This is a genomic window from Nonomuraea sp. NPDC049625, from assembly GCF_040675285.1.
Lineage (GTDB): Bacteria > Actinomycetota > Actinomycetes > Streptosporangiales > Streptosporangiaceae > Nonomuraea > Nonomuraea angiospora_A.
On sequence record NZ_JBFAOQ010000030.1, the window covers coordinates 1 to 12,186 of the forward strand.

Sequence of the window (12,186 nt, forward strand, 5' to 3'; positions counted from 1 at the left end):
TACAAATCCGCTGTTCCGGCAGTCGCTCTCGGTCGGTGTGCCAACCAATCTGGGTTCTTCATCAAATGAAATTGCCGCTAGTTCCGGAATACGGCAGAAACGGGCCGCGGAACCGCTAACTCTGGCTGCGGACGCCGATTCGGTTCACCGTGGAGGACGTGAAGCCTGTCTCGATAGTGATGGCTGCGGTCGGCGTGGCGCTGGTGATGGGGGTCGTCTGGGTGCTGGGCCCGGGGGCGCGCTGGGTGCTGGAGCACGTAGACGGGGTGGCGATCGGCGGCCGGACGGGGTTGTCCGGCAAGGACCTGGCGGCGGCCGTGGACGCGGTGCGCGGCCGGGTGCTGGCGGTGGCCACCGGGCTGGCCGCGCTGGCCGCGGTCTACTACACCGCGCGCAACGCCGACACCGCCCGGCGCACCTTCCAGCTCGGCGAGCGCGGCCACGTTACCGACCGCTACGGCAAGGCCGTCGAGCAGCTCGGCAGCGCTCAGGCGCCGGTCCGTCTGGGCGGCCTGTACGCCCTGGAACAGCTCGCCCAGGACAACCCCGACCCGGACTTCCGGCAGACGGTCGTGGACGTGATCTGCGCGTACCTCCGCATGCCGTACACCCCGCCGCCGGACGGGACCGATCCGGCTGAGCCCGCCGTGCCGCGTGCCGCCCTCGGCGGCGTCACCGCGCCCGCCAGCCGCGATCCCCACGAGGAGCGCCAGGTCCGCCTGACCGCCCAGCGCATCCTGACTGCCCACCTTCGCTACCAGGACCCGCCCGCCCGCCGCTGGTGGCAGTTCCGCACCCCCGACACTGATGACCGCCACTGGCCGGGCATCCGCCTCGACCTCACCGGCGCCACCCTGATGGACCTCGACCTGGACCACTGCCGCGTCAGCGACGCCCGGTTCGACGGGGCGACCTTCACCGGCCACGCCGGATTCAACACGGCGACCTTCACCGGCTACGTCGTGTTCAACACGGCGACCTTCACCGGCCGCACCGGATTCAACACGGCGACCTTCATCGGCGACGCCTGGTTCGGCGAGGCGACCTTCATCGGCAACGCCTGGTTCGACAAGGCGACCTTCACCGGCTACGCCGGGTTCGGCGAGGCGACCTTCATCGGCGACGCCGGGTTCCGCGAGGCGACCTTCATCGGCTACGCCGGGTTCCGCGAGGCGACCTTCACCGGCGACGCCGGGTTCCGCGAGGCGACCTTCACCGGCCACGCCCAGTTCCACGGAGCGACCTTCACCGGCTACGCCTGGTTCGGCGAGGCGACCTTCATCGGCAACGCCTGGTTCGACAAGGCGACCTTCACCAGCCACGCCGAGTTCCGCGAGGCGACCTTCACCCGCGGCGTTGGTTTCGCGGAGGCCAACGGGCTGGAGCGGGCGTACCTGGGCGGCGCGCGGGTGGCGCCGGCCCAAGGAGACGTGGAGCGGGTGTGGCCGGCGGGCTGGCAGGTGGTAAACGTGGCGGACGGGTGGCAGACGCTGCGCCTGGCGGTCCCCGGCGAGGAGAGCGAGGAGGAGGGCGGCGAGGCGGGGCCGGGTGGGGACGCGGGGGACGGACAGGGTTGACATAAGGCTCCCTATCAGGCAACCCCACCTGCGGAAACACTCAAGATCACGTTATCGCGCCCGACTTATCCCGCCATGTTCGAGCCGAATCCCCCGCCCTGACGGGCGGCCGGGCGCCCCCTTCCTGCCGTATTCCGGCCGTACCCCTCCATGGGGACCTCGGGCGTCAAGATCGCACCCGTCCGATCCTGGCCAACGGCCACGTCGGCTACGACACGGCCGTGCCCCTCCTGAAGAGCGAGGCGATCCTCGGGTGGCGCGGGCACTGCGAGTGCGGCTAGCACGGAGCTGTCGGCAAGCCGCCCACCGCGCCCGCCTCCGCCTGCAGCAGACACACCAAGAGCTGGACTGGCTACGCCGCCGCCTGGCCGTCGGAGTCGAGGACCTCCTGGCGCTGACCGCCGAGCTGGACCAGGCGCACACCGAGCTCGCCGCCGGCGACCCGGGCCATGGCCCGTCGACCGGGTGGGAGCCGGCGCTCGCCGAGCTCGCCCGACCGAACCGCTGCCTGCATTGCCGGCACCGCCACCTGACCGACAGCGCTCCTCCGGCCAGCCTCGCGCGCCCCCCACCCACGGGTAGGCGCGTAGGCGCGTGTACGTGATATCGAGCGGCCGCCCAAAGGGGCGCCACAGGCGTGGCCAATGGTGTCACGCAGACGGTCATGCCCCCATCGCGGCGCACACCCCTGCCCCGAATAGCGTCGCGCGCCAGCGGCCGCCACGTGGTCGACGAAAATCACTGCAGAACCGGAAAGGCCAGTGACCAGAACCCGGATAGCACATCGAACGATCTTGAAAAGCCCCAGCAGCAAGATAGGCATTAAGTGGCACCCAAACCGACCACAGAGACCGCGAAGATCCAATCAGGAACCATGAATTCAAGATCAAACTGAGTGCTAAGGCATCCGATCTGCCTAGAGTGTCAAGTCCTTGGCTCTGGCGAACCCTTCAAGATCGGTGCCTGGGATTATGGAGGGATGTCTGGTCCAAGAATCCGCGTCGCTGCCTACGTCCTCCGTTACCGGTCCACCCCGGAGCTCCTTGTCTTCGATCATGTCGGCGCGCCCGAAGCCGGCACCCAAGTACCGGCGGGAGGGGTCCTGCCGGATGAAAGCCTGGAACAGGCCGTCCTGCGGGAAGTCGCCGAGGAGACCGGCTTGACCGAAGTCGCCATCGTCGGGCCCATTGCGGTGGACCACAGACCTCGTGAAGATAACGGCCATCCGCGGCACACGACGTTCTTCCAGCTCACCGCCGACCCCGACAGCGCTGATGCATGGCACCACCGTGTTCATGGTGATGGCGCGGACGCCGGTATGGAGTTCGCGTGCCGCTTCGTCCCATTACCGCTGGTAGAGGGGTTGGCCGACGCTCAGGACGCTTGGTTGAGTCGCATCGATGGACGAGGAGGGAAGGCAGTGAGCTCGTCATAGGTCTTGCTTTTTTGCAGGCAGTGGAACAGGCAGCCAAGCATCCGGTTGAAGGTGTTGCGTAGCGCGCTGGAGTGCCGGTCGCCTTCGGCGCGTCGCCGGTCGTAGTGCTCCCTGGGCCCCGGTGCTCGCAGGGCGGCAAAGGCCCACACGTACCCGGCGGCGGCCAGGCGCTGATTCTTCACCTTACGGTGGTGGACGGCCAGGCTCTTGCCCGAGGCGCGGGTGATCGGGGCTGCGCCGGCGTAGGCCTTCAGCGCGCGGGCGTCGGCGAAGCGGGAGCGGTCGTCGCCGAGTTCGGCGAGCACCCGGGCGCCGGTGAGGTCGGCCAGGCCCGGGAAGCTGGTGATGACGGCCGCGTCCGGGTGCTGGCGGAAGGCCTCGTTGGTGGCGTCGGCGAGATCGTCAGCGGCGCGGCATGCTGCATCCAACTGCAGCAGCAGCGCCTGGGCCTGGCGGCCGAGCGCTTCCTCCACCAGCGGGAGCTGGTGAAGGTGTTCTTCGCCAAACAGTGCCTGCAGCCGGCTGGCCCAGGTGGCGATGTTGCGCTGCCGGCCCGAGGCACGCAGCAGGGCGTGCAATCTGCGGGCGGTGAGCTTGGCGGCCGCGGTGGGCGTGGGCGCCGCCTGCAGGACGGCACGAGCCTCGCGGGAGATCAGGCCGATGTTCTTGACGTGGAAGGCATGCAACGCCGCGGGGAAGTACTCCCGCAGCAGGGATCGCAGCTGGTTGGCCAGCTGCTGACGGCTCCAGACCGCGTCTTGTTGCGCCCGGGCCAGCACGGTGATCGCTTGGACCAGCTCGGAGTCTTGTGGCAGCGGCCGGTGGTGGTCGGCGTCCACGCGCAGGATGTTGGCCAAGGTCATGGCGTCGGCGTGGTCGGACTTGGCCCGGGCGACGGTGTGACGTTCGCGGTAACGGGCCACAGCCAGCGGATTGATCGCATACACCTTGCGCCCGGTGGCTCGCAGGCAGGACACCAGCAGCCCACGCCCGGTTTCGATCGCGACGGGGATCAGGTTGTCGGGACGGTCGCCGTGCTCGGCCAGCAACTCGACCAGGACCCGCCAGCCGTGGGCATCGTCGCTGATGCGCCGTTTGGCCACCAGCTTGCCGCCTTCATCGACCAGGGCGACGTCGTGGTGTCTTTCGCTCCAGCCGATTCCGCATGTCACCGTCACCGGCGCCTCCTTCGTTCGTTATTGGCCCAGGTGAGCCGCGCAGGGGCACGTCACGCCCTAGTGAGAGAGCTCGACGGCTCGACATCCGATCAGCAGTTCGTGGCCCCAGCCCGCCGCAGGTCCGCGTTCTGCGCAAGGGCTTGGGTGCCCGGGTAGATACGAGTGGTGTCTCCTGCGGCTGGCTCACGCCACGATCTTGGCGAAAGAAGTGAGTGACGGGTGGCGGTCAAGAGGGACCAAGGTGCACGGCCTTAGCAGAGGACTCCAGGTCCGGTATCGACTCAGGCATTCACTCGGTCCCCGTCGACCGCCACCCGCCAGACCCTCGCCCCATCCGCACGGCCTGCGGTCAGGAGTCAAGCTCCGATTCGAATCGAGGCTTCTGGGGCGAGTGCCCGAGTCGGCGAAACTCGGGGTCGTACAGAGTCATTAGGTATCGACACCTTCGTGTCGATACGTCCGGGACGGAAGTCGACGGAACCCCTGGCCACAGCACCCTCGCCTGACGCCTCCGGTTGGCGCGGTGGGTGGCCCGACGCGGGGAAGAACGGGTACATGATCGCCCCGGAGCGAGTTAGTAGAAAACTCCGAGTTCACGATTCGCCCGGGACGAAAGCCCGGTGCGGACGACGCCCGCCCCCGCGGCCTCGGTCGGCAGGCCCATCCTGTCGAGCGCGGAGATCCTGTCAGCGGAAACGCGGACTTCGTCTGTAGGCTGAGCGCCGCTCAATCGCCAATCCGCGAAGGGGCGGTCATGGAAGCCGCTACTGGAGATCTCGCCACCTGGATCGGGGTTGTCGTCGCTCTCGTGTTTTCCTGCACGGCCTTCGTGGTGTCCCTGGTCTCGCTCAAGTACCAACGCGACTCTGCCAAGGCGGCGAAACGAGCCGTCGAGGAAGCCAAGCGGTCGGCGGTCGCTGCCGAAGAGTCGGCAGCGGCCGGTTCGCGGTCGGCGGACGCAGCGGAGCGCTCGGCGCTCGCTGCCGAGCAGGTCGCTGAGATCGAGGCGATGCGGGACATGCAGCTGACGGTCGCGTGGGAGGTGACGCGCGCGTCGCAGTTCGCCGCCTATCTTCGGAACACCGGCACCGAGACGGCGACTGGCGTGACGGTCGATACGACCGTGCCCGGCGTAGACCAGGCCCCAGACGGTGTGACGCTGGAGCCGGGCGCTTCAGCCAAGGTGATGATCAGCTCGTCACTGGTGCACGACACCCCACGGGAGATCAGGGTGACCTGGGATGGCGCTCCCTCGCCGGTCGCCGTCGCTGTCCCTCCGTGGTGAGCGCCAGCCGTCCCTTGTGCAACGCGCCTGCGCCCCCCGAATTGCATGATCATGTCCACGCTCTTGAGGAACAAGTTATGGGTTTAGTCGGACTTTCCGTTCCGTCTGGGACGGAAAGTCGCGGAGCAAGATAGTGGAAAAGACAGTCTTAACCTTCCGTCCGGGACCAAATGCGGACTACTGGTAGATGCCATGACCGACATCAACGAGGTCGACAGCGTCGAAGCCCGGGACCGGCTGCAGGGCCGCACGTGCGCCTGGTGCGCCACCTACATCCCCTACTCCGGGCGCGGCCGGCCGCCGAACTACTGCAGCAAGTCCTGCCGCAACCGGGCCTGGGAAGTGCGCACCGCCGAACGCCGGCTGCAGCGCGACATCGCCGCGGCGGCCGTGCGCGCCGAGCCGGTCCGCGAGGTGCGCACCGAGACCATCACCCGCACCCGCACGCGCGTGCAAACCCGCCTGGAGCGGCGGCCGCCGAGCACCGCCCACGACTGGGTCGAGCACCTGGCCGCGCTGACCGACCAGCTGCGCAAGGACGGCGGCGCGCTCGCCCCCCGGCCCTGGGACCACCGCAAGCTGTACAAGGCTCTGATGGAGGCTCTCGTCATGCTGGGGCAGGCTCACCCGGGCGGGCTGGACGAGCTGCAGTCACGGCGCTGACCCCGTGCTTTCGTCCCGGACGCAATGGGCAACGGCGGAAATGTACCAAGGTATCTGCGAGACGCGGCGGCAGCCCAAGATCCGTTGTGCACGTGCACTGTCCTATCCGCGCGAACCTTGCGACGTCCGCACCTACCTTGCGATCGATCATGCGACGTCCGGACTAACCCTGCGAGAGGAGGGTTCGGCAGTGCTGACCGACGAGCTTCCGTGCTCTGAAAGAGCAGGTATCCGGCGGTGGTTCGCGGCAAGCTCGTGCGTCGATGTTCGTGACGCGCGGCCAGGTTCCCCGGCGGCGGCCGCTGCGATGGTCCGCGTTGTCATGCGCTCAGCGTCGCCGCCGCCGGCGGGCGCCGTCATGAGCGCTCGTACTCATTCGGTCTTGATGTCCTGGTTCACTACGGTGGAGACCTGCGCCGCGGTCAGGTGGATGTTGACCGCCCGCGCCGTCCAGCCCGGGGCGTCCGTCTTGCACGACAGCACGATCTGGCCCGGCTCGGTCAGGGTGAAGGCGCGCTGCATGCTGTAGTAGGCCTGGCGCGGCACCAGGATGCTGTTGAGCGAGAACTGGTCCGGTGGGTCCTCGCTGGGCGGGAAGCGGCCGGTGAGCCGGCAGACCGCCGAGTGCACGGAGTTGTCGAAGTCGTTGCGCAGCGCGAACTGGGCGCTCGCCAGGTAGGAGCCCGCCGGGACGTTCAGGTGCGCGAGGGGCTTGAGGATCTCCTGGAACTCCGGGGCGTAGGCGACGCCCGGCGGCTGGCCGTTGCTGTCGTAGCCCTGGTACACCGTGCTGACCCCGGCAGGACCCGCCGGCCCTGCAGGACCCGCCGGACCGGCCGGACCGGCCGGACCGCTGGAGTTCCAGTCGACCGCCCGCTCCACCCGCGGCAGGCACTTCTGCCCGGCGTCCTGATCGATCACCCGCAGATCCCCGAAGGGGACGCCCGCACAGCCGTGGATCTCCCCGTCAACCGTGTCCGCGACCGCTGAACTGACTGTCAGCCCCATCAGCACGGCGGCCGTGCCTAAGGCCAGGTATGCACGTCTCATGCGAAGATCGTGCTTTCCCCGACAGGCCGGGCGCCTGAGTAAGCCATACTCACCTTCATGGCTCGGCGGCGCGAGGCCGTACGCTGACACGCGTGAACGTCCAGGGCGGCCGGATGGCGGTCATCACCGGAGCCGGATCGGGAATCGGCCGGCACGCGGCACTCGCCCTGCGACGAGCGGGATACCTCGGGGTGCTCGCCGGACGCAGAGCCGAAGCCCTGCGGGAAACGGGACGGCTGGCGCGCGACAACACGCTCGCCGTCCCCACCGACGTCACCGAACCCGAGTCCGTGCGGAGCCTGTTCGCGGCCGCCGACCGGTTCGGCCGCATCGACGTGCTCGTCAACAACGCCGGGATCTTCGGCCCCGCACTGCCCGTCGAGGACGTCACACCCGAACAGTGGCAGCGGTGAACCGTCACGGGCGCCTGTACGGCCCGATCGAGATCCGTCACGATGACCACATGTCAGAGACCAAGGGAGAGACGGGCGACCAGCTACGCATCATGCGGGGCGAACTTGACGAACTCCAGGCGCATGCGGAACGCCAACGCAGTCAGCAAGCTCGCTACGCCAAGGTCTGGTACTACGCCGACCTTCTGCTCGGGTTGCCCGCCGTAGTCCTGGCCGCGGTCTCTGGTGCAGTTGGACTGGCCTCCGCCGACGGTCGGATTCCTGCCGCATTCCTGGCCATCGCATCGGCCGCGTTAGCTGCTGCGACTCGCTTCCTGGACTGCTCTGGGCGGGGAGCTCATGCAGTCCGTCGCCGCGATGCCTGGCGGGGGCTGGTTTATGAGGTGAAGCTGGCCCGCGTCAGCGGCCACTCGGGAGACGTTTCGGCTCTCCATGCCGATCTGAGGCGACTCTTCGATCAAGAGCGCCCCGGCGCGGTGCGCGCAGGGGCGCTGCCTGGCGGATCGGCCGGCCTGGCGTGCGGCTCTTCGGCCGGTCCCGGCCGCCGCCCGCCAGGCAGCGCCCGAACGAAATCCCGCCAGCGTTCGCGGACTTCGCGGACAGATCCACGCGCGCCCGCGCGACGATCTCGCACAGCGAGGTATTGCAGGCCGTTCGTGTCAATGAGAGGTGCCGCAGGTCAACGGCATCATGTCGGCGCCGAGTTCGCGTTGGCGGGGGTCTTCGTGGCCGCCGTGGTGTAAGCCGGTCACCCCTGGTCAACGTCGCGCAGACGGGGCCGCCAGAGGTCGGTTTGTTTATTGGCGCCGCTGCCCGGTGGTCCCCAACCCCCACTCGAATGGCACCACGCGAATGTAGGTGGAACCTCGCGGGCTCCCCTGGGAGTAGGACTAGTCTTGCAGTCGCAGAAGAGGCCCCGGCCCGCCCTGAGAGTTGGTCCGGAGCCTCCGTTACCGCGAGGACGCGGGCCTAGGGGGCGATGCCTACCTGGGCCCGTGCCCGTTGAGCGACCAATCCACCAGGATCAGCAACGCCCGGATGACGAGCGTTGCCCAATCGCCGGGGACCGGCCGGTTGTGCCGCCGCCGTCGTGCAGCCATGGAGACTCCTCTCCATCGTGGGCCCTGTCGTTCTTCCAGAAGATCGACCGGGGGCCCGTTCCGGTCGACCCCCGCGGGAGGCCGGCCGTTCGAAAGGCTGCGTCTGGCGACTCGGGAAGACGTTATCGCTGCGGACAGACCTCGCGTGTGCAGAACGTCACGGAGGTCACAGAGCGAGCGGCGGCATTCCAGCGCCCAGGCTGCTACGCAAAGTATCTGTCCAATTACCTATCGTTGCCGAGGAGTACCGGCGGGTGCCCTCCAGCACGCCTGCTAAGCGCGCTAAGTAGCCGATGTAGACGGTGGGGCGTGGGCAGCATTCACCCTTCAATGTGACGGAGATCACACTGCTGCTGTCGCCGCGCCAAGGCAAGGACCCGACATCGGTCGGCCGCCGCCCGCCAGGTCGGCCATGTGGCTCGGACGCGGTCAGTCGAAGATCTCGGTGTACGAGACCTTGATTCGCCGGGGGTAGCTGTCGACGACGAGATACCAGTAGTCGTCGTAGGGCACCTGCAGGACGACGGGGCTGACGTCGTAGAAGTCGCCGTGAAACTCGTACGCGTCGCCGTCGAGATAGGCCTGGTATTCGTCGGCGTCCATGAGGCACACCCGGGCGGTCGAGCCGCGCAGTTCCACCTCGAAGCAGGCGCCGCCTGCGTAAGACCCGAGGTCGAACCAGAGATGGTCCACACATTGTTTGTAGCGCGTCACGCTGTGGCCGGAAAGCCGCCCTAGACCCCGCGGCGAGGTCGGCCCAGGTCGGCCGTCCCAAGGCGTCAGTTCGTTGGTCCGGACGAGCGCTCAGGGAGACACAGAACGGCCTTCCCGATTTGCCCCGGGAAGGCCGTTGTCTTCTCACCAGGCCCGGACAATCGCGCCGGACAACTCGCCCTTGAACGCCGGTAGCCGGGAGCGCGGGTTGGAGGGAACAGGTGCCGCGGAAGGCGTGCTGACGAGCGTCCCGAATGCGGTCATAGCGAGGACAGGAGCTATTCGGCAGGGCCGGGCTGGGCGGTGTAGCAGCGCGGACAGACGACCACCTTGGCGCTGCCCGGGACCTTCCAGCGATACCGGCACAGGCGCGTGCGTCGGCAGCGGATGAGCGTGTCGTTCGGCAGCAATTCGCCCACCTGGAGCGGGCCGGCGCGGCCGCAGGAGGGGCAGGTCCATTCCTGCGGTGTCTGGTCCCCGTCGACCAGGCGCCCGTCGACGGTGGTGAACCGCATCAAGACCCGCAGTGGGGCCTCGCGTTCGCTGGCGGTGGTGCCGCAGGTCGCGCAGCGCACATAGCGGGGATCGCCGGACAGGTGCCGGTTGAGCGCGATCGAGATCAGCATGCGGATCACGGGGCGGCCCTGACCTTCCTGAAGGGAAACACCGCGGCGCTTGGATCGTCCGTCCGCCCGTCCGTCGTGACAAGCGGCGGCCCTTATCGCAGATAGTGAGCCAATATCTGCGGTCACGCGGGTGCGTTCAAGGGAAGCACCTCGCCGCGGGGCCGGTGATTCCCACGGCTTATCTGCGATGCCCCTTCCGTCCCAGCCCGCTCGACAAGGTCGTGTTTGGGGCGGGTGCGTCAGGGCGCGGTTGGTCGGGTTCGTCAGCAGGGCCAGGTCGTCCGAGTAACCGTCATACCGCAGGTACGTGGCGTGATCTTGGCTGAGGTTTCATGATGGCCGGTATGCGCAGGCGCGTGCCGTTGTGGGCGGGGAGCATGGTCGCGGTGGCGGCCGCCGCCGGGCTGGCCGTATACCTGGTGCGGGTCGGACTGGATGATGCCGACAAGCTGGCCAGCGTGATCGGCTTGTTCGTCGCCGTGGCCGGATTGGGCGTGGCCGGGTACGAGCTGGCCACTGGCCGCTCGGCGGAGCAGAAACGGGAGCAGCTCGACGGTCCGTCGGCTTTGGGGCAGCCGTCGATCGCCGTCCAGGGTGGTAACGCGGGCATCGTCTCGACGGGCGCGGGCGCGACCAACGTGCAGTTGCACGCGCACGCCTCCGAGCACAGCCGCGTCCACCAGAGCGTGCTGCCGGTGGCGGCGCTGCGGCCGGTCACCGAGGTGGCCGCGCCGCCGGCGACGGTGAACGTGCCCGGGCACCGGCAGGTGTTCGTCGGCCGCCGGCAGGAACTGGCCGTTCTGGAGGAGGCGTTGGGCGCCCCGGGCGGGGTGGTGGTGGGCGCGGTGCACGGGCTCGGCGGGGTCGGCAAGTCGACGCTGGCCGCTCGCTACGCCGTGGCGCAGGCCAAGGCGTGTAACCCGGTGTGGTGGATTACCGCCGACAGCTCCGAGGCGGTGCGGGCCGGGCTGGCCGCACTGATGGTCGCGCTGCAGCCGGAGCTGACCGAGGCGTTGCCGCTGGAAGCCCTGGCCGAGCGCGCTATCGGCTGGCTGGCCGCGCATGAGGGGTGGCTGCTGGTGCTGGACGATGTCACCGACCCGGCCGATGCGGCGCAGCTACTGGGGCGGACGCTGGCCGGGCGGGTGCTGGTGACCAGCCGGCTCGCTACGGGCTGGCACCGTCTGGACGCCCGCGTGATCTCGCTGGGGGTGCTGAGCGAGGGCGAGGCGCTCGAGTTGCTCGCCCGGATCTCCGGGCGCCGGCCGCCCGGCTCTGGTCCAGGGCGCGGGGCGGATGCTCCTGCGGAAGGGCCGCAGGGGGCGCTGGAGCTGGTGCGCGAGCTGGGGTGCCTGCCGCTGGCGATCGAGCAGGCGGGCGCGTACCTGCAGCAGTCCCGGCTGTCCCCGCACGCCTATCTGCAGGAGTTACGCCGGCAGCCCGCGGTGATGTATGACCAGGCCGCGCGCGGTTCGCAGGCGGAGCGCACCATCGCCCGCATCTGGCGGCTGACCCTGGACCGGCTGGCCGACACGCCACTGTCCGGGCAGCTGCTGCGCATCCTGGCCTGGTACGGCGCCGAACCGATCCCGCGCACGCTGCTGGACGGCCTGGACGAGCCGCCGCAACTGCTGCAGGCGCTGGGTGGCCTGGCCGGCTACAACATGATCACGTTGGACGAGACGAGCGTGACCGTGCACCGACTGGTGCAGGCCGTCGCCCGCACCCCCGATCCCGGCGATCCGCACCGTCAGACCGCCGACATCGACACCGCCCGCGCCCAAGCCACCCGATTGCTCGCCAGCGCTCTTCCCGAATCGCCGCAGGACCCTGCCGACTGGCCGACCTGGCGGGCGCTGCTGCCGCACATCACCGCCCTGACCGACCACACACCCCACGACACCGACACCGCAACCACCGCCCTGCTGCTCAACGAGACCGGCCACTTCCTGCACGGCCAAGGCGCCGTCACTCGCGCGATCGGCTCCTTCGAACGGGCCTGCACCGCGTACGAGCGGGTGCTGGGCGTCGATCACCCCGACACCCTGTCCTCCCGCAACAACCTCGCTGGCGCCTATGAGTCGGCGGGGGATCTGGGCCGGGCGATCCCGCTGTATGAGGCGACGCTGGCCGAGCGGGAGCGGG

At 69.0% G+C, this 12,186-nt stretch carries 11 protein-coding genes; 6 read left to right on the forward strand and 5 right to left on the reverse strand.

Features of this window, described 5'->3' with window-relative positions; genetic code table 11:
• Positions 1-158 precede the first annotated feature (158 nt).
• Positions 159-1,577, forward strand: a complete 1,419-nt coding sequence (locus AB0J87_RS59935; protein ID WP_363984332.1) for a pentapeptide repeat-containing protein — start codon at positions 159-161, stop codon at positions 1,575-1,577.
• A 352-nt stretch (positions 1,578-1,929) separates the two neighbouring features.
• On the opposite strand, the gene AB0J87_RS59940 is transcribed toward AB0J87_RS59935, so the two are convergent.
• The gene (locus AB0J87_RS59940; protein WP_363984334.1) at positions 1,930-2,091 is read right to left on the reverse strand and encodes a hypothetical protein; all 162 of its coding nucleotides are present in this window, start codon (positions 2,089-2,091) and stop codon (positions 1,930-1,932) included.
• 465 nt (positions 2,092-2,556) lie between these two features.
• On the opposite strand from AB0J87_RS59940, the gene AB0J87_RS59945 reads away from it, so the two are divergent.
• Positions 2,557-3,012 (forward strand): NUDIX domain-containing protein, encoded by a 456-nt coding sequence (locus AB0J87_RS59945; protein WP_355197637.1) that lies wholly within the window; start codon positions 2,557-2,559, stop codon positions 3,010-3,012.
• Here AB0J87_RS59945 and AB0J87_RS59950 read toward each other — a convergent pair.
• Positions 2,952-4,190, reverse strand: coding sequence for an IS110 family transposase (locus AB0J87_RS59950; RefSeq protein WP_363984336.1), 1,239 nt, complete (start codon positions 4,188-4,190; stop codon positions 2,952-2,954). The genes AB0J87_RS59945 and AB0J87_RS59950 overlap by 61 nt on opposite strands.
• 754 nt (positions 4,191-4,944) lie before the next feature.
• On the opposite strand from AB0J87_RS59950, the gene AB0J87_RS59955 reads away from it, so the two are divergent.
• Both AB0J87_RS59955 and AB0J87_RS59960 read left to right on the forward strand, forming a co-directional pair.
• Positions 4,945-5,475: a hypothetical protein gene (locus tag AB0J87_RS59955; RefSeq protein WP_363984338.1), complete on the forward strand. Its 531-nt coding sequence runs from the start codon at positions 4,945-4,947 to the stop codon at positions 5,473-5,475.
• Between the two features lie 192 nt (positions 5,476-5,667).
• The gene (locus AB0J87_RS59960; RefSeq protein WP_363984340.1) at positions 5,668-6,138 is read left to right on the forward strand and encodes a hypothetical protein; all 471 of its coding nucleotides are present in this window, start codon (positions 5,668-5,670) and stop codon (positions 6,136-6,138) included.
• A 372-nt stretch (positions 6,139-6,510) separates the two neighbouring features.
• Here AB0J87_RS59960 and AB0J87_RS59965 read toward each other — a convergent pair whose 3' ends face one another.
• Positions 6,511-7,188, reverse strand: a complete 678-nt coding sequence (locus AB0J87_RS59965; RefSeq protein WP_363984342.1) for a hypothetical protein — start codon at positions 7,186-7,188, stop codon at positions 6,511-6,513.
• A gap of 92 nt (positions 7,189-7,280) precedes the next feature.
• Between AB0J87_RS59965 and AB0J87_RS59970 the strand changes: the two genes are divergently transcribed.
• Entirely contained in the window at positions 7,281-7,601 is a 321-nt protein-coding gene (locus AB0J87_RS59970) for an SDR family NAD(P)-dependent oxidoreductase (protein WP_363984344.1), read from the forward strand.
• 1,529 nt (positions 7,602-9,130) lie between these two features.
• Here the strand turns inward: AB0J87_RS59970 and AB0J87_RS59975 are convergent.
• Together AB0J87_RS59975 and AB0J87_RS59980 are read right to left on the reverse strand one after the other, a co-directional pair.
• A complete protein-coding gene (locus AB0J87_RS59975; protein ID WP_363984346.1) occupies positions 9,131-9,394 on the reverse strand; it encodes a DUF1883 domain-containing protein in 264 nt (87 codons plus the stop codon).
• Positions 9,395-9,693: 299 nt separating this feature from the next.
• The gene (locus AB0J87_RS59980; protein ID WP_363984348.1) at positions 9,694-10,050 is read right to left on the reverse strand and encodes a hypothetical protein; all 357 of its coding nucleotides are present in this window, start codon (positions 10,048-10,050) and stop codon (positions 9,694-9,696) included.
• A 335-nt stretch (positions 10,051-10,385) separates the two neighbouring features.
• Between AB0J87_RS59980 and AB0J87_RS59985 the strand changes: the two genes are divergently transcribed.
• Positions 10,386-12,186 (forward strand): tetratricopeptide repeat protein (locus AB0J87_RS59985; RefSeq protein WP_363984350.1); only part of this gene is annotated, 1,801 nt, incomplete at its 3' end.

Coding starts and splice junctions, on each gene's coding strand:
- AB0J87_RS59955 (WP_363984338.1), top strand. CDS start 4,945: ATGGAAGCCGCTACTGGAGATCTCGCCACCTGGATCGGGGTTGTCGTC.
- AB0J87_RS59945 (WP_355197637.1), top strand. CDS start 2,557: ATGTCTGGTCCAAGAATCCGCGTCGCTGCCTACGTCCTCCGTTACCGG.
- AB0J87_RS59940 (WP_363984334.1), bottom strand. CDS start 2,091: ATGCAGGCAGCGGTTCGGTCGGGCGAGCTCGGCGAGCGCCGGCTCCCA.
- AB0J87_RS59965 (WP_363984342.1), bottom strand. CDS start 7,188: ATGAGACGTGCATACCTGGCCTTAGGCACGGCCGCCGTGCTGATGGGG.
- AB0J87_RS59960 (WP_363984340.1), top strand. CDS start 5,668: ATGACCGACATCAACGAGGTCGACAGCGTCGAAGCCCGGGACCGGCTG.